This is a genomic window from Aureisphaera galaxeae, from assembly GCF_028561275.1.
GTDB lineage: Bacteria > Bacteroidota > Bacteroidia > Flavobacteriales > Flavobacteriaceae > Aureisphaera > Aureisphaera galaxeae.
Genome location: NZ_JAQQTF010000007.1, coordinates 217429 through 235621 on the forward strand (window position 1 = coordinate 217429; position 18193 = coordinate 235621).

The 18193-nt window shown below is 41.6% G+C and carries 16 protein-coding genes; 9 read left to right on the forward strand and 7 right to left on the reverse strand.

The annotated features are described in order from the left end of the window. Positions 1-35: 35 nt before the first annotated feature. Positions 36-4205, reverse strand: coding sequence for a M36 family metallopeptidase (locus POV27_RS14120; protein WP_272863434.1), 4170 nt, complete (start codon positions 4203-4205; stop codon positions 36-38). Positions 4206-4655: 450 nt separating this feature from the next. Here POV27_RS14120 and POV27_RS14125 point away from each other — a divergent pair, with 450 nt between their 5' ends. The 9 genes from POV27_RS14125 (at position 4656) to hemN (ending at position 14222) form a co-directional block, all read left to right on the forward strand. Beyond that, a complete protein-coding gene (locus tag POV27_RS14125; protein WP_272863435.1) occupies positions 4656-5123 on the forward strand; it encodes a hypothetical protein in 468 nt (155 codons plus the stop codon). Positions 5124-5231: 108 nt separating this feature from the next. After that, entirely contained in the window at positions 5232-6977 is a 1746-nt protein-coding gene (locus POV27_RS14130; protein ID WP_272863436.1) for a tetratricopeptide repeat-containing sensor histidine kinase, read from the forward strand. Beyond that, entirely contained in the window at positions 6970-7716 is a 747-nt protein-coding gene (locus tag POV27_RS14135; protein ID WP_272863437.1) for a LytR/AlgR family response regulator transcription factor, read from the forward strand. The genes POV27_RS14130 and POV27_RS14135 overlap by 8 nt, the downstream gene beginning before the upstream one ends. A gap of 385 nt (positions 7717-8101) precedes the next feature. Continuing rightward, positions 8102-8749, forward strand: a complete 648-nt coding sequence (locus tag POV27_RS14140) for a hypothetical protein (RefSeq protein ID WP_272863438.1) — start codon at positions 8102-8104, stop codon at positions 8747-8749. Then, entirely contained in the window at positions 8733-9449 is a 717-nt protein-coding gene (locus POV27_RS14145; protein WP_272863439.1) for a hypothetical protein, read from the forward strand. The genes POV27_RS14140 and POV27_RS14145 overlap by 17 nt, the downstream gene beginning before the upstream one ends. 249 nt (positions 9450-9698) lie before the next feature. Then, on the forward strand, positions 9699-11180 hold the full coding sequence (locus POV27_RS14150; RefSeq protein ID WP_272863440.1) for a hypothetical protein: 1482 nt from the start codon (positions 9699-9701) through the stop codon (positions 11178-11180). 263 nt (positions 11181-11443) lie between these two features. Further along, a complete protein-coding gene (locus tag POV27_RS14155; protein ID WP_272863441.1) occupies positions 11444-12406 on the forward strand; it encodes a M57 family metalloprotease in 963 nt (320 codons plus the stop codon). A gap of 158 nt (positions 12407-12564) precedes the next feature. After that, complete coding sequence (locus tag POV27_RS14160) at positions 12565-12852, forward strand: hypothetical protein (protein WP_272863442.1); 288 nt, start codon at positions 12565-12567, stop codon at positions 12850-12852. A gap of 8 nt (positions 12853-12860) precedes the next feature. After that, positions 12861-14222 carry an oxygen-independent coproporphyrinogen III oxidase gene (gene hemN / locus POV27_RS14165; RefSeq protein WP_272863443.1) on the forward strand — a complete coding sequence of 454 codons (1362 nt, stop codon included), beginning with the start codon at positions 12861-12863 and terminating at the stop codon, positions 14220-14222. Between the two features lie 31 nt (positions 14223-14253). Here the strand turns inward: hemN and POV27_RS14170 are convergent, their stop codons facing one another. Genes POV27_RS14170 through POV27_RS14195 form a run of 6 tightly spaced genes read right to left on the reverse strand, consistent with a single transcriptional unit; the run spans position 14254 to position 18190 of the window. After that, positions 14254-14412, reverse strand: coding sequence for a hypothetical protein (locus POV27_RS14170; protein WP_272863444.1), 159 nt, complete (start codon positions 14410-14412; stop codon positions 14254-14256). Between the two features lie 40 nt (positions 14413-14452). Then, a complete protein-coding gene (locus POV27_RS14175) occupies positions 14453-15160 on the reverse strand; it encodes a sulfite exporter TauE/SafE family protein (RefSeq protein WP_272863445.1) in 708 nt (235 codons plus the stop codon). Further along, on the reverse strand, positions 15160-15606 hold the full coding sequence (locus POV27_RS14180; protein ID WP_272863446.1) for a FixH family protein: 447 nt from the start codon (positions 15604-15606) through the stop codon (positions 15160-15162). The genes POV27_RS14175 and POV27_RS14180 overlap by 1 nt, the downstream gene beginning before the upstream one ends. A gap of 31 nt (positions 15607-15637) precedes the next feature. Next, complete coding sequence (gene ccoG, locus POV27_RS14185; RefSeq protein ID WP_272863447.1) at positions 15638-17059, reverse strand: cytochrome c oxidase accessory protein CcoG; 1422 nt, start codon at positions 17057-17059, stop codon at positions 15638-15640. Position 17060: 1 nt separating this feature from the next. Beyond that, positions 17061-18002, reverse strand: a complete 942-nt coding sequence (locus POV27_RS14190) for a cbb3-type cytochrome c oxidase N-terminal domain-containing protein (protein WP_272863448.1) — start codon at positions 18000-18002, stop codon at positions 17061-17063. Then, a complete protein-coding gene (locus POV27_RS14195) occupies positions 17999-18190 on the reverse strand; it encodes a CcoQ/FixQ family Cbb3-type cytochrome c oxidase assembly chaperone (protein ID WP_272863449.1) in 192 nt (63 codons plus the stop codon). Before POV27_RS14195 ends, POV27_RS14190 begins: the two co-directional genes overlap by 4 nt. Positions 18191-18193: the final 3 nt, after the last annotated feature.

The window sequence follows — 18193 nt, forward strand, 5'->3', positions numbered from 1 at the left end:
CATTCGCAGGGCTTTCCATTTTATAAGGATTAAGATTATCTCTTAATAATTTGCTTCACAGCACTCGAATTCTCCGAATCGATTCGAGCAAAGTACAAGCCGGCAGCCAACGCATCTATAGAGAAGTTGATTCGCGTAGTTGCATTTCGCATGTCGATGGTCTGAATCGTTCTTCCATTCACATCGGTAATGGTAATGGAAGTCAATACCTCAGTACTGTTGTTTACCAAAGTAAGTTCTCCAGAAGTTGGATTCGGGAACAATACCAACTGATTGCTCAAGGTCGTATCGTTCAAGCCCAATACTTCATCTACCACAACATCAAAAGTACAAGTACTTGTATTTCCAGCATCATCGGTAGCGGTAATGGTAACTACAGTGGTTCCTACCCCTACATCGGTTCCTGCGGCTGGATCCTGACTTAGTGCAGGAGCTGCAGTACAGTTATCGGTTGCACTTGCACTTCCGGTATAATCGGGAAGCGTGTAAAGCTCACCTGGGTTAACAGTTACAGTCACATCTGCCGGACACGTCACAGTAGGATCTTCATCATCGGTTACCGTCACGGTCTGAGTACAGGTTGCTGTATTTCCAGCAGCATCGGTTACCGTCCAAGTTACGGTAGTATCTCCCACTGGGAAGGTACTTGGTGCATCGTTCGAGGTCGTTTCGCCTGTACAGTTGTCACTCGTAGTTGGACTTCCAAGACTTACTCCAGTTGCCTCACAAGATCCTGCATCTGCACTTACTGTTACATCTCCAGGACAAGCGATGGTTGGATCTTCATCATCGGTTACGGTTACCGTTTGTGTACAGGTAGCTGTATTTCCTGCGGCATCGGTTACCGTCCAAGTTACTGTGGTATCTCCAATTGGGAAAGTACTTGGCGCATCGTTGGTTACTGTTTCGCCCGTACAGTTATCACTAGCTGTTGGTGTTCCTAAGTTCACCCCAGAAGCAGTACATGATCCAGTATCTGTACCTACGGTAACATTCCCTGGACAAGAGATGGTTGGATCCTCATCTTCGGTTACTGTTACGGTTTGAGTACAAGTGGCAGTGTTTCCAGCTGCATCCGTTACCGTCCAAGTTACTGTCGTATCTCCTACCGGGAAGGAACTAGGTGCGTCATTACTGGTGGTTTCTCCAGAACAGTTGTCACTTGTTATTGGACTTCCCAGACTCACTCCGGTAGCCTCACAAGAACCTGTATCGACACTTACGGAAATATTTCCTGGGCAGTTTATGGTTGGTGCTTGTGCATCGGCCGTTATTACAGCTTCTCCGCGGGCACCCAGACAACCGTCTATGCCAAGATCGATGTCCGCATTGGCAGTTCCATAATCGGCTGTGGTACATACATCAGCCCAATTGGTAGCATCATCATCGTCTCCAATTCTTCGGAAAGAATCATTACAATTCTGGGTAAGGCTGGCCCCTACTCCTGTCCAATCCAGATCGGCAGCAGTGATATTGAATCCACTAATGTTCACATTGAAAGTAGCAATTTCTGCGGCACTGAAATTCCAGAATACAGAATCTACTACATTACCGGTATCATCGAGGATGATGATCCATCCGGTACCTGTATTGTCCCAGAAAAGGTTACTTCCCCAGTATTGGGCAGAACCAGAACTGTCGTCCCACCATTCAACCGAATCGGCGCCCATGGCACCCAAGGTGATGACTACTGGATTTACCACATTAATATTACTATATGGGGTTTCACTTACCGCTACGGAATACCCTGTATAATCAGCTGCCTGACCTACATTTTGAATTTCGAAACGGTCTGGAGTTTCTAAGGTAATTTCAGAAATCTTAAGTTGAGATAATGGTCCAGGAGGTTGTTCCTGTGCCCAAACACTCGTAGCGCCTGAAGGCGTAAAGGTATAATCTTCACCTTCGAACAAGAAGTTTCCTCCAATTTCGGCATCGTACCAACGGATTACGTTCAATGGATCATTAGGTGTAGCCGATACAGTTACCGAATCTCCGATACAAATATCCGATGCACCCGTAGTAGCTGGCGCTCCTGGGATTCCTATAACTTCGATGGTATCCGTAGCTGAAGAGGCTACGGAACAAGGACCCGCAGGCACATCATAGGTAATGGTATGAACTCCCACTCCTGCAGCGGCAGGATCGAAAGAATACGTAGATCCGTTACCATCATCGGTAACACCGGGTCCACTATATACTCCTCCACTTGGAGTACCACCACTTAGTCCAGTAAGTACACCTTCATTTTCACAAACATCATCTGGAGCAGTGAATGAAGCCACACCTGAAGGTGTATCGAAGGCTTCGGTTCCATCACTTCTACTAGATGAAGATCCTTGGATGGCACTTACTCCTAATCCACGACGGGCAAAAGCATCCCAAATGGCACACTCGTTGGCTCCTCCGTAAAGGGCTACGTCTGCTGCTAAAATAGCGTCACGTCCGTCTACAAATCCTGGGCTACACGTCTGTAATTTCATCGCCTCGGTTACCAAGGCAAATGTCTGTACGTTTCCGGCATCTAGGTTTACATCACCGGTAAAGTTGTAAATGTCTGGATCCCATCCGTGATCACCAATGAGTTCCCAGGTAAGTTCCCATAGCATGGTACACCATACAGAACCTAATCCGTGAGGAACAGTAGCGGTTTTAATATCATCATACGTTTGTGGGTTTACGGCAAAATCGGTGCTATAAGGGAAGGGTCTAATACCAGGACCACCCGCACCCTGATCGAACAAGTATGTTCCCACACCACGCGGGTCGGTTGCAGTGTCTCCTGGTTCAATGGTCATGACGGCACCATACCAGTCACTCCATCCTTCTCCCATTTGCTCGGTATTACTTAAACATCCAGAGTTTCCAGGACCTCCGGTAAGGCGGTTGGAAATTCCATGTCCGTATTCGTGTACAATTACAAGGTTATCGAAATCCCCATCCTTGTCTCCACAAACATACATCTGCATTCTTGGCAAACTTCCATCGGCTGGGGTAAAGAAATTGGCATTACAAGTACCAGAACCATCCTGTGCTTCGGCACGAACCCAATCATTTCCTATTCCGCCGTTTCCGTAGTTATTGTCTTGGAAATTACCCGCTGGTTCATCGAAACCATACAAATACAAGACATCATGAATGATGTTGGTCCAATAGAATAGGTTGGTTAATGCAGCATCTTCGTATTGGTTTGTGGCGCTGTAGTTCTGGTCGAATGGGAAACCTGTAAATTCCAAGGTAGCGCCTCCATCGGCTCGGTACCCTGCATTGTCTCCATCTTCATAAGTATCTGTATTGTTTCCAATGGTCAAGGTGGACTCTGCTCCAGGCGAACCGTTGGTGTCGTGCCACCCAAACGGTGATGCTGTTGGGTGCGCTGGGGTCACTTCTATAGTTCTAACCCCATAATAAGGACTTTCTATAGGCATGGCAAAAACTTCGTAACTATCTATCGATAGATTGGCTTCCCTAGCCGCCTTGTTTTTGGCCATTAATTCGTCATAATTTGGTATATCGTAAAGGTTGCGGTGGTAGTTCAGTTCTTCGTGTACCGAATGATCGTGGTCGAAATTACAGCTGGTTCCCCAGTTTACTTGATCGATCACAGCTCCGGTAGTAGCATCTACTCGAACGCTCCACCAGTTTTCCTGTGCAACTTCTTCTATGGAAATATCCCATGCCAACACCACATCTCCGTTTTGGTTTTGTTGGTATACCAATTTTGCGGGAATCGGGCTTAAGGAAATACCTCCTGTGGAAAGCATTAATTCTTGGCCTGCAGCTCGTGACTCGAGCACCGAAATCCCTTCAGAAATGGAATAGTTGAAGTGCCCTGCTGCTCTTTGTACCGCTTGTGCGGCGGTTAGCGAAGGACTGGTTGCCCCTGCTGCCTTGTTGGCTGCATTGGGAATAAATTTGTTATTGGACTTCAATAACTGCCCATTGGGCATGATGTGCACACTGGATTGGGATCCGTAAATTTCGATCCCATTCAGTAGTTGGCGGTAATACACGTGGTGTACGCCTGTGGTTCGGCTCGTGTGCTGGTCGGTAATTACCCATTGCGAATCTTGGGTGGTCAATTCATTACTTTCCAGTAGTTGGTGAATTTGCTCATTGATGGTTTTTGTTACCTCTTGTGAATGCACTTTGGGAGAAAGCAACACAAGTAGCCCAACAAGCAAAGGCAAGGTGAATTTTTTCATGTGTAGTGATTTGGTTTAAAATTTAGTTTTAGGGCTAGGGGTTCACAAATCTATTAAACCTATAGGGAATCAACAAACGAAAATTGCATTATATGCTTGTTTTCTAGGCAGTTTTCCCTATTATAGAGGGCTCATTTACAATAAAATAACATCTAATCACCCTACCTGAGGAAGGTTTTCATGCCCATTTTTCGAGCTTATGAGATATCTTGTTCATGATTTTGGGTCTTTCCTTCCTTTATTTCTTGGTTTTGTTCCATTTAATCCAAAACTCTAGAGGTTTTATTGTCCCTTTGAATAAAATTACTTGCTCAGTTAAATACGAATTGGAAGAGTAAGTCAAAGTAATTTTTAAACAGGAAGAAATGGATCCATTCTAGAACTGTTTACTATCGATTATTTGAATCATTACAGACTTTTTAAAACAGTATTAATTTAAAACCAATAATTATGGAAACCACAGATCAACTTTTTACAGTTACCGAGCCGCCTGGGAATAGAATAACAGAAATTCAATTTTCACCGCTATTGGTAGGAGGAAATGAAGTTATCATCCATGCTCCCTCGCCCGTAAATCGGGATTCTCTTTTTGCACCTAGTAATCAGGAATGCAAGCGTGATAAACACGATGAGTTGAAACTACAATGTACTACACTCGTTTTAATAAATGAGGACACGGCCATAGACCATGGCAGCCCCCTAAGTGTTTTCTTTGACGAAAGCGTGAGACCTCCGGCAATTTATATAGCGTATGACAGTCCGCAAGAACCATCGGAAGACTTTCAAATATATGAGGTCCAGTTTACGATCGATAATTTTTCACTTGCGCACCTCTCGGTAGAGACCTTTTTATTCAATGGCGATCCTGTAACCTCTAGGGGAACAGAAACCACAGTTCAGAATAGCGATGGCTCTTAGCTAGCATACCTGTAGACTCACAAGTAGTAAAATGAATGCAGAGGTTAATAGGCCTCTGCTTTTTTTCTATTCTAAATTTGGCTAAATTGCTACTAAATTAACAAGCGTATGAAGTTTTTTATAACAGTGCCGCTTGTTTCCCTATTTTTTATTTTCCCCACACTACTTTTTTCTCAGTTAAAAACTGGAACCTCGGTTTTTGAAACAGAGCTGAAAAATAAGAGTGATAAATTTAGTGACGAGACGTATTTTCATCGGGCACGATTCTTCTTCTTGAATAAGGAATGGGATTCTACTTTGGTGTATTCGGACAAACATTTGAGTACGTCATCGGAAAATACCGAACTAAAAGACTATTCCCATTTTTTTCGGGGATACAGTTTTAAACAGAAAAAATTATTCAATGAGTCCTATAAGGAGTTTGCCTCAATTTCTGAGTCTTTCCGCTTTCGGGATTTTGTTACGCTCAATTTGGGGGAGATCGCTTTGGAACAAAAAGAATTTAAAAAAGCAATTCAATTATTTGAGGTAATAGAATCGCTGGACACCTACAAACTCTTTGGCATAAGAAATAGTGCGATAGCGCATAATCTAGGAATCTGTTATTTGCATTTAGAGGAATTCGATGCATCAGAATCCTATCTCATTAAAAGCGCGAAAAAGCAGGAGTCGGAAGGGGATACGTTGCTTATTATAGGAGCCTACGGTGACATTGCCAATCTGTATTACGTTCAGTATAAGGACGATTTGGCGATTCCCTATTTTAAAAAGGCATACGAATTATCTAAAAAAGTAAAGGACTTCGAACCAAAACGAAGAACAGCCCTTAACATGGCCGTGGTAGAAGAAAACCGAAAAGACTTTAAGGCAGCATTGGTCTATAGGAAGGAATTCGAAAAATGGAAGGATTCTTTAAACGATCAGAATAAAATATGGGAAGTAGCCGCTTTGGAAAAACAATTTGCAGTAAGACAAAAACAGAAAGAAGTGAGTTTATTGCAAGCCGAAAACAAGATAAAAATAGCCGAAAGGAACGGACTATTTTATTCGGCGGTTGTTCTGTTATTATTACTGGTTACCGGCATCTTTTTTTATAAGGAGAAAACAAAAGCCAATAAAATAATCACAGCGCAAAAGGAAGACTTGGATGAACTAAATGCTACGAAGGACAAACTGTTTTCTGTTGTGAGTCATGATCTACGTTCGTCGGTAAGTGCCTTAAAAAAGAGCAACACGGTATTATTAGATCACCTAGAAGCAAAGAACCTGGAAAGATTGGATCATGATTTGCAAACGAATAATGCCATTGTGAACGGAGCTTATCGATTGTTGGACAACCTGTTGCATTGGGCACTACTACAAACCAAGCAATCCTATTTTGAGATTGCCCCCCTTCGGCTTTATCCCCTTGTAGAACAAATGGTGTACAACTATAAGCCTTTAATGATTGAAAAGAACATACGCTTTGAGAATAAAGTTTCGAAGAAGGACAGGGTCCTTGCAGATCAGGAATCTTTAAAACTTGTTTTAAGAAATGTACTGGACAACGCAATAAAATTTTCCAATACCAATGGATTAATTCAAGTATTTACTGCAAATACGTATGAAGGCTATGTAGATTTAGTAATTGAAGATACAGGGTCGGGAATGAGTGAAGAGACAAGATTGGCCTTGTTAAAGGATACTGCCGTACTCCCAAAAAGGAAGCACAAGGATGCAAAGGGTACGGGGCTTGGTTTACAACTCTGTAAGTCTGTGATTCGAAAAAATAATGGGAAATTCAATATAGAAAGTAAACCTGGGCATGGTACAAAGATTATTGTGTCTTTACCTAAAACAGAAAAAAATGACTAACGTAAATGTACTTGTTGTAGAAGATGTCCCGTCGGAAAGCAGTTCTTTGGTCAAAATGCTTTTGGAGAATAACTATGAAGTCGTTGGGGTGGCGCGAAATTTTAAGGATGCAATGACCTTATTCTACAATTCGAAAGTAGATGTAGTCATTATCGATATTTTTTTAAACGGGGTTCCGGATGGGATTTCTTTCGCCGAGGCTATCAATATTACCCCGAACGCATCAAAACCCTTTGTGTTTTTAACCAGTTCCACAGACCGTAAAATATTCGAAAGGGCAAAACTCACCCAGCCCTTTAGCTATTTAATAAAGCCCTTTAACGAATTGGAGATTTTGTACGCTATCGAAATGGCCATAGAACGGTTTTACGAACAAAATGAGGTGTTTTTGGGTGAAGAAGAGAATACAGTCATAAGCACCGAATACTTATTTATAAAAAAGGGCAAGTCTTTAAAGAAGGTACTTCTAAACGAAATCATTTATATAGAAGTGGAAGAAAAGTACTGCAATATTGTGACCGAAAGGGAAAAATTTGTCATTCTAATATCACTTACTAAAATGTTAAAGATGTTAGATGATAGGATTTTCTGTAGAACGCACAGAAACTTCATTGTGAATACCCATAAAATTCTGGAGATAGTGCCCGCAGACAACCTTATTTTGTTATCGGGAAATCATAAAGTTACGCTTAGCCATAAATACAAAGAAATCCTGAAAAAGGTCCGAACCTTAAAATAGAGGGGCATTATCGATATTTCTACTAGCGCACCTACCACAGAAATAATCTTTCTACCCTTTAGCTAGCTCTTGGCATATGAGCTAAGATTTATTTTCTTCATTCTCTCCACTTCGTGGCTAAAAACCACTGTTTCATTCCATTTTTTTCCTGTAAGCAATTGTGCATCAATACTTTTATATAAGAAATAATAGCTAGCAAATTACTTTCAACTTTCGTTTTACGTAATGTATTCAAGGCCATAAACCCTACTGTGTTTACAGGATGAATATAATATAGGTGCATTGAAACATTACTAAAAGCAGTACAAAGTGAAGCAGAGATCACTCTAAAAAACGTGGCTAAACCCTCATGGCCAAATAACAAGGGTACCAAAAACAAAATATTATGTCAATAGCAACTCAAGCTCAGGTAAAGGATATGTTTATGAATGTTCCTCCGGTAGAGGTACCTGCAAACGAAACATCTCAAACAAATGTTGCCACAGAAGGGTACAATGTAATTACCATTACGCCAAATGGAAACTACTCGGTACAAGCTCAGCTTCTATACGGGTCCGATTCAAAGACACAGAATGTTCCTGCGGGATCTCCTGTGGTGTACCCAATTGTACAACAATTTGGGAATAATGTGATTCAGGTGAATAACCTAAATACTCAGCAGGACACAGCTTTGCTTTCTGGCTGGTACGCATTAAGTACAAGCCCTAATGAAAAGCTGGTGAATACACCCACAACGGTTAAACAATACCAATCTATTGGTGCACAAACTACTTCTAGTATACAAACGTTGACCTTGGAGGCACGCTCTACGGCTGCCACCTTGGCAATTTTAATTATTGGAGGTAATAAGCCGGTTCCCGTCTTTTTGAACACGAACAAGGGGAATCTTCCTCCAGCATGGCAAAATTTGGACAATGCAGTTTTCGAGACGGGAAATACATACCAGATGTCTCAAAATTTCTTCGGACAAACGATGTTTATTGTTAATGTTTCATTAACCAAAGGGGCAACATTCGATGCTCGTATTCAGTAAACTTCAAATAAGGCCCTATTATCCAACGCGCATAATAGGGCTTTTCTTTTTATTATTCATTTTTGGTTTCGGTAAGCACCTCATTTATTTTAATCGTGATACGACAAGTCTCACTAAGGGAGAATATGCTTATGTAAATCAACCCAAGCGCGGACCCTTACTTTGGAGCGTTGAAGTGCTCAACAATTATGGGCAAGAAATATCCTTAGTAACCCCCACTTGGGATACTGTACTTAAATTACCCCCGGGTACGCCCATATCCTATTCATTTTGGAAAAACTATAAACAAGGCTATCAGCAAATCACAAATTTGGGATACTATGGAGATAGCAAAGTTCTCATTGCTTGTTTTTCTCCCTCGGTTCCTGCGAAAAAGACCATTGTTGAAGGGGGTAGCGTCAAATTGAAAAGATACGAGTCTGTAGAATACATTTCAAAAGGGATATCTACGGTTAGATTGTCCAGCTACAGCAATAATAACCTTTTAATTTATGGTTTTTTCGGAACCGACTCTATCCTCCCCATTGCCCTCAACACTTCAAAAGATCACATGCCAAATTTTTATCACCAGATTGAAAACTTAAAAGTGGTAGGAGGCAACAGATGTGATTTTAGGGCGAAATGGGATTCAAAAAAATTGTTCTTCGTATTCATTCCATATGTACAGGACAGCATCTTGGTAGAGTTCTTTCCTGGATAAATATTTCGGCATAACAGTTCAGTCTTTTATTGATGAAACTTACTTTTCCTCGCCTATATAACTCAGTAAGGCTTTTGTTTTGAAATGATGGTAATAGGCGTTTCATGGAGTGAAATGAGTAGCTCGTGTATCTCATTCTGTGCATGTTATAATTAAATACTACATTTAGCCCTCCCCACTGGATAATTGACATGATCGCTGGTCAAGCATCCCCAAATTTGCTGTGTCATTCTATAAGAACTCCTCAACATGTCAAAATCTGAAGAAGCAGACCTCTACATACTGGTAAAAGGGCTAAAACCAAAGCGATTCAATTCCTTTAAACGCAGCCTTAACGATGCTCACCTCAGCAATAAGGAAATCAAACTGAAGCTTTTGGAAGCGCTCAAAAAACGATCTTTTAATAAAGTTAAGTTCCTTGAGAAAAATCATCTAGAGCCAAAAAAGTACAACGCCATTAAGTATGAGCTATTTCAGGAATTATTGGACCATCTTAAAGTTACAGACGATCCTTTTTCTGACGTGGCCCTTCAGAATGAGGTGGTAGAGCTCGAAGTCCTACTCAAAAACGGACTCTATGTAAAAGCGAAGCGGAAGCTGGATAAGATCAAGAAAATCGGCAGGGAAAAGTGCGATTTCAATGTATGTTGCCAGGCCCAAAGGAAAGCGTTGGAATACCGCCTTTTCAATTATGGAAAAGGGAAGAACAATTTTAAGGAAGCCACTATAGAGTTGAAAGAATTGTTGGAATTATCCTTTAATCTAGAGTCCTATAAGTTGTTGTCTAACGAGGTGGTCGAACTACATTATCAGTTCTTGGACAAGCGGATCAAAAACCGAAAGCCTTTATTAGAATTTAAGGATCACGAATTGTTGAAGGGGAACAAAAAACCGAAGTCGGTCTTAGCGGTCTACTACTATTATCGGGCAAAATCCTTGGCGCATTTGGGGGACAATGATTTTCAGGAATGCAAAAGATACTCATTGCTGGCCTATGAGCATTTAAGTGATTACCCTTCTCCTTATAGAAATGATTACCTGCTTCAGATACGAGCGTTGAACAATTATCTGGATTCCAGCATGAATCTTTCAGAAACCCTTCCTTTTGAAGAGACCTTTCCTAAAATTGAGGCCTTGGCTACGCAATATGTGGGAAAAATCGATTCGTACACAGATGCAATGACATTTCAATTCATGGCAAGTCTTAAATTGAACTATGTATGGTTGAAAAAGGATGTGGATGCTTTTATCTCTGAGTTCCCGAAGTTGCAGGAATTGTACAATACCTATGACGAACTGTTAAGTCCTAATATTCGCCTTGAGATCTTATTAGGATTTGCGCGAATGCATTTTCTCATGGGAGATTTAAGCAAAGCTAATTCCTTTTGCGTGGCCATATCCGACGAAAAATCCAATCCTACTTCTCTTTTCATTTCTTGCGGAAACATTCTCAGAGTAATGATCAATCACGATATGGGGAATCATTACCTAATCCCGCATCTTATAAGTACCAGTAAATACTTCCTGAAAAACAAAGAGCGCCTCTTTACATTGGAGCGATCCATTTTAAATGGACTGCATAAAATTAAACCCTATTATTCCGATGCCGAGAAGTCGAAACTCTTCCAAGAGTTGTATGCCGAAATAGATGGTCTCCTATTGGAAGTGGAAGATGCAACGCTGAATGAAAAAATCGGTATACTGGACTGGCTGCAATCGAAAACTTCTTGATCATAACCTTCAGAAAAGGACAATATTGCGGTAATACCTAATTCCTAATTACTTACTAAAACAGTTCTGTTATACTCTGAAATAATATAAAAATCAGAATTTCCCCTCATTTTTTCATTTTCATAAAAGATTGATTTTCAAATATTTAAAACTTAAACTTGTTTTAAAAACACCTGAATTATTCAAAATATCCGATTGAATATTTATTTCCTTTTGAAGCAAATACTGATGAGTTTTGGAAAAAATTAACTCAAATTTTAAATATGATGAAACATTCAAAAGGAAAGACTAGAAAATCTTTAACGGTTAGGTTAATAGCACTAAGTTGTCTTCTCGTATCCTTCTATGCTTGCGAAAAAGAAGGGGGAGCAGAAGACATTGAAGTGCAAGAGTCTGCAAACTCCACTGTAAACAGTAATGAGGTGGAGCTTACCCATGATCAGATTTTTAAGTTGGCCGCAAATTCTATTGTGCCGTCCAGCAAGATAGTTCAGGAAGTAGAAGGCAATTTCTTCGGAAGGGACCTGTCTGGTATTTTAATAGACGATCAATTTGTTTCCTACCGTCAACTTAAGGAGTGGGACAGCCATTCTGAGGAAGATCATGACTCTCGTTTGCGTATTACCAAAAGTCGGGTTTCTTTCCCCTCTTTTGGAAAAAGAACTTTGGTATACGGACTTCCTTACAATGGAACCGATGCCCTTAGTTGGAAACAGATCAATGCTGCGATTACTGCCATTCAGCGTTACGACGCGTTGAATACCGCGAAACTAAATTTCCAATTTTTCATTGGAAGTGGTAGTCAAATCATGAACGGCCTTAATAATGGAACCCTTGACGCGGTGATCTTTAATGACGATGACAACAATTTCGTGGGGGGTGCCGACGGAAGGGCGCTATTCCCAAGTAACGGAAATCCCGGATTCCTGATCGGACTTAATGACATTACCGATACCTATTCTCAACAGAATATTACGGTGTTAATTCAACATGAAATGGGGCATACCATTGGTTTGGCCCATGGCGATTATTTGACCCGCGTAAGCTGTAATGATGGGTTGAGCGATATCGATCCAAATATCATAGAAATCATTCCGGGCACAGGAGGAAATAACGGAAACTTTACCAATACCGTTATGAGAGCGTGTGGTTTCTTTGCCTTTAACGACTTTAGATTCGAAGACCGTCGATCTATTCAAAATGCCTATAACGGACAGAGTTTCTAATAGTAGTAAGGTAGGCACGAACTACTATTTTTGAGATTAATCTGGAACCCGGGCGAAAGTCCGGGTTTTTTGTTGCTAAAAACCAAACACTGACTTCCGTCATATTTTAGGCCATTCGCTTCCTCTAGTTTTGACCCATCATTAAAAATCAAAAACAGATGAAAGCATTTTACAACAAACTGAGCAGTGATTGGAACGAGAACTTTATGCTGTATGCGGCATTATCCATTATTGCATCAACTTGTTTAGGTTCCATGGCTGTGATGGCAATTTTCACCCATGGCAATACATTGTTCCAGATGCTACAGATTTTCCTTGTAGTTGCTGTATGCAATGCCTTGTTGGCTTCCATACTTTCGGTACAGAAGCCTAAGGTGGTTTTAAATCTGCTCATTGTAAGTTTAGGGGTTTGTGCCCTTCTTGCTGCCCTTAACTTTTTATTCTAATAAAAAATATGTGCACACTGGTATCTAAATACAATGTTCCAGGGCCAAGGTATACGAGCTATCCCACCGTTCCCTATTGGGATCCCGACACCTTTTCGTTGTTGGGTTGGAAGGGAACCATTACGGAAAGTTTTAACCAAAGCAAGGACCGGGAAGGAATCAGTTTGTACATTCATTTACCGTTTTGCGAAAGCATGTGCACCTTTTGCGGATGCAACAAGCGCATTACTAAAAATCACGAAGTAGAGGTTCCCTATCTTAGGGCTGTAATTCGAGAATTGCAATTGTATGTGGATCTATTGCGAGAGAGACCACTTGTTAGTCAGTTGCATTTGGGCGGGGGAACCCCTACTTTTTTCTCACCCGATCATCTGGATCGACTCCTAAGCGGAATTTTTAGCGTTGCCAAAAAGGCCGTGGATTTCGATGGGAGTTTCGAAGGTCATCCCAACAATACCAAGCGGGAACATTTGCAGGTATTGGCTTCGCATGGTTTTACCCGTGTGTGTTATGGGGTTCAGGATTATAATGAAAGGGTGCAGAGAGCCATTCATAGAATTCAGCCCTTTATCAATGTAGAACGGGCGACCACCATGGCTCGGGAAGAAGGGTATGTCTCGGTAGGACATGATATTATTTATGGACTTCCTTTTCAGACACAAGAGGATGTGATAAGCACCATTGAGAAGACCATTCTATTACGACCCGATCGCATTGCCTTTTACAGTTATGCCCATGTACCATGGATTAAGGGAAACGGACAACGGGGTTTTAAAGAAACCGATCTCCCGAGTGCGGAGCAAAAACGGCTTCAATACGAAACGGGAAAAGATCTACTACTCAAAGCCGGTTATGTAGAAATTGGGATGGATCACTTCGCATTACCCACGGATGATCTGTACCTATCACAGCAACAAGGGAAACTACATCGTAACTTTATGGGATATGCAACCAATCCCACCCAATTAATGCTGGGTCTTGGCGTTTCGGCCATTAGCGATAGCTGGTATGGCTTTGCTCAGAACGTGAAAAGTGTAGAGGAATACCAGGAGATGGTCAATAATGGTATTTTACCGGTGTATCGAGGCCACTTGCTTACGGAAGAAGACTTGATGGTAAGAAAGCATATTCTCAATATTATGTGCCGTTTCGAAACCTATTGGGAAGATACATCCCTTTATTTTGAAGAAATTCCACAAGTGATTACAAAACTTTCCGAATTGGAAAAAGATGGCTTGGTCTTATTACTTCCCAATGGCATTCGTATTACTGAAAAAGGGCGAGTATTCGTCCGAAATATTTGCCTGCCTTTCGATTTACGCCTACAACGCAAAAAACCAGGGACCCAACTATTTTCCATGACGGTATAGCTAAGCCCCCGTTAGTTTGGAGGGATATTCATTATTCGGTTTCCTCGGCTTCCGATTTCTTCGCTTTCTTTTTACTTTTCATCATACCCAGTACGATGAATACCATGACAAATACGACTACGGCAAAAACTCCGATAAGTACGGACCCCATGCCCCAATCTACCCATGGTAATGTGATAAGTGTTTCCATGATTATTTCTTTTTTAAGCCCTGCTAAAAAAGCAGGTGTGTTAATGACAATTATTTTCTGTGCCCACCTGTTCTAGGGCCACCAATTCTGAAGGGGAAACGAAGGGAATATCCCATCCCATCCCTCGAAGAATGAACAAAACTCCGATGGCCACGACAGCGACAGGAATCCATTTCACAATCCTTTTTTTGGCCTTCACACTCAGGAAATTGCCCAAATAGACAGCTGTGGTCATAAGGGGGATGGTTCCTATTCCAAACAAGACCATGTACAGACCTCCTTTCCAAGCATTTCCTAACGCTAATGCTCCAAAAATGGCCATGTATACCAGTCCGCAAGGCAGCAAACCATTCAGAAAACCCAGGGTGAAAAAGGTACTTGGATTTTTCCTTTTCAATCTAGTGCCCAATTCGCTTTTTATTTTTCCCACGAATCGATACATGGGTTTCGAAAGATTGTATTTATTGAAGGTTTTGGCGGGAAGGAGTATTACAGCGATCATCAAAATTCCGATCGCGATAGAAACCTGTTGCTGAAACCCAAACCATTCAAGATTGCTACCCACCCAGCCAATGGCCAAGCCCAAAAGGGAATACGTGAGGAGTCTACCGGAGTGATAGCTAAGAATCTGAAAGAATCGTTTCGTAGGATTCTTTCGATCTATAGGCAATAGAAAAGCAATCGGCCCACACATGCCCACGCAATGAAAGCTTCCCAACAGACCAAATATGAGGGCCGAATACCACATTAATACGTAATTTTTTGTTTGTACAGGTAATCCTTTCCTTGATACTTCCAATCGATGGTGATGTTCCAACGACCGTCCACCAAAAATTTGTCAGGTATGAGCAAATTGGATGAAGATAGAACTAATGGAAATTCTATATCCAGTTTCTGGTTGGACGGTCGATATAGGAACACCGTTCCTTGTACCTTACTTGGTTCTACTTCTGAAGGAAATGTAATCTTCCACCCCTCAGTTACACGTTCACCCTTCATCACCTCATCGAATTCCTGAAGGTTGCTTTCCGCATCAATCTCCTGTTGGTATACCATTTCCTTGGCGTAGTAAGCCTCGGTTACCAAGTCGTGATCGAATTTCTTTTGGGTGGTCATAGTAATGACGAAGTAGAGGATAAATCCTATAAAAGCCATCATTCCCAAGACGATTCCCGTTCCCCAATTCCATTTCATGATCTATTGTTTTTTGTCGAATTCATTTTCTTTATCGGTAACTCCTTGGCCCTAAAAAGGCCGTTGTCGTAGTTTCTATTAAGTCGTCTCCACTGTAAACGCCAATTTCCAATCGGTCCTTGTCACCACTAAGGGCGGCAGCGTTCACTTCAATAAATAATGTTCCTTCGGCCAAATCCTGCTTCGGAATGGAGAACTGTTCATGGGAAACGACAGTAATCGTGCCTTTGTGAGATAGTAATTTGAAGGTAACATCCTCAATATCCAAGGTCGTTTTGTTCACCAGCTTGTAGGTGTAGACATTGCTAATGATATTCCCTTCTTTATGTTCGTACAATTGCCCGGGTAACCTAAGGATATTAGCCTCTACATCATTCCGAAGGAATGACATTCCGATTAATACGGCTACAAGGATTCCCAAAACGACGCTGTATCCTTTTAATCTCGGGGTGAATCGAAACTTTGCTTTTTTCTCAATATTTTCTTCACTGGCGTAACGGATAAGTCCTTTGGGAAGGCCAACGTGATCCATCATTTTGTCACAGGCGTCAATGCAAGCGGTACAATTCACACATTCCAATTGGGTTCCGTTCCTAATATCAATCCCAGTTGGGCATACATGCACGCATTGAAAGCAATCGATACAATCTCCCTTGCCTGTTTCGGGTCTATTTTCATTCTTTTTGAATTTTGCTCGGCCTTTTTCCTTTTCACCCCGTTTATGGTCGTAAGCCACAACAATACTTTTGGTGTCAAGAAGGACTCCCTGCAATCTTCCGTAGGGGCATGCGATAATACAGACCTGTTCCCGGAACCAGGCAAATACGAAAAAGAATACTCCTGTAAAAATGAGCAGGGAAACGAAGGTGCTTAGATGATGCTGAGGTCCATTGGTGATGTACTTTAGCAGCTGATCGCTCCCTATGAGATAGGCCAAGAATACATTGGCAATGAGAAAGGAAATGATAAAGAAAATGGACCATTTAAGGGTTCTTTTCCGGATCTTTACGGCATTCCAAGGCATTTTGGAAAGGCGAATCTGTTTCCCACGGTCCCCATCGATCCAATATTCGATCCTTCGGAAAACCATTTCCATAAAAATGGTTTGTGGACAGACCCAGCCACAGAACAAACGCCCGAACGCTACGGTAAAAAAGACTACAAAAATAACACCGATGATCATCATGATCACGAATAGGTGGAAGTCCTGCGGCCAAAAGGGTTGTCCGAATATATTGAAACGGCGTTCCAGAACATTGAACATAAGGAACTGGTTGCCGCCTATTTTTAGGAAGGGGGAAACGAACAAAATGGCTAGTAGCACATAGCTTACAATTTTTCGCCATTCGTAATATTTTCCCTCCGGTTTTTTTGGAAATACCCATGCCCGTTTCCCTTCCGCGGTAACGGTGCTTATGCTATCCCTGAATATTTCGCCTTCCGGTGTTTCCAATTTAGTTTGAGGTTTCTACAGTAGTTGAATCGGTCACTTTTTCGGGAATCTCCTCTACGGGAGCTTCGGGATCTACCCAAATCTCTCCTTCGGCAGCCTTGGGTTCTGCTGGGGTCGTTCCTTGCAAAGTCAATAAATAACTAGCGACTTGGGCAATTTGCGAAGGTTTCAATTCGCTTTTCCAAGCCACCATTCCTTTTCCGTCACGTCCTCCTTCAGAAATGGTATTGAACACATTTTTAATACCGCCACCAAGAATCCAATACTCATCGGTAAGGTTAGGGCCGATTCCGCCACCACCATCGGCTTTGTGGCAGGCTACACAGCTTTCATTAAAAATGTTCTTTCCAGCTGTGAGATCGCCAGCTTCGGTGAGTAGTGTTACTGTATTTACATCGACCAAATCCTTGGCAGTTTTCTTCCATTCTTCAATTTCGGCTTGGGCAATGGCCACTTCGGTTTCATACTCTTCGGCCTGTGTATAGTCATTGAAAATGTGGAAACGCACCATATAGACGACCCCAAAAATGATGGTAGCGTAAAAACCATACAGCCACCACGGTGGTAATCGGTTATCAAGCTCTTTGATTCCGTCGTAATTGTGATCTAAAATGATCTCATGCTCTTCTTCTAATGGTTTACTCCCTAATAGTTTTTTATAGGTTTCCCTAAACCATTTAAAGCGGTTGGCATCTGCCAATTGTCTTTGCTCTTCATACCTTTTTTGGGCATCTGCATCCAAGCTTTTATATAGGATTGCCTGTAAGGCTCCGATACAAATCTCGGCCACAATCATTAGCAGCCCCAATAAACCGATGACACCCCAGAACATAAGGTTAGTGAAGGCTTTCAAAGGCGCCTCAGGGGACAAGATGAACATTAGGAATACAGCCGCGATAGCGACAAAAAGGAATACTCTTAAATAGGAGGCTGTTGTTCTCATAAGGTGTTATTATTTGAAATGGAGTCATCCAAAGGAAGATTACTAACTTCTTTTATGTGTTGTTTTTTGGCAGTGAAAACCCACCAAAAAAGAGCGGCAAAAAAGATGAAAAATATGAGTAGGGAGATAATAGGGTAGACTTCGACCCCGTCGATCTGCTCCAAATTCTGTTTTACGAACTTTAACATGGT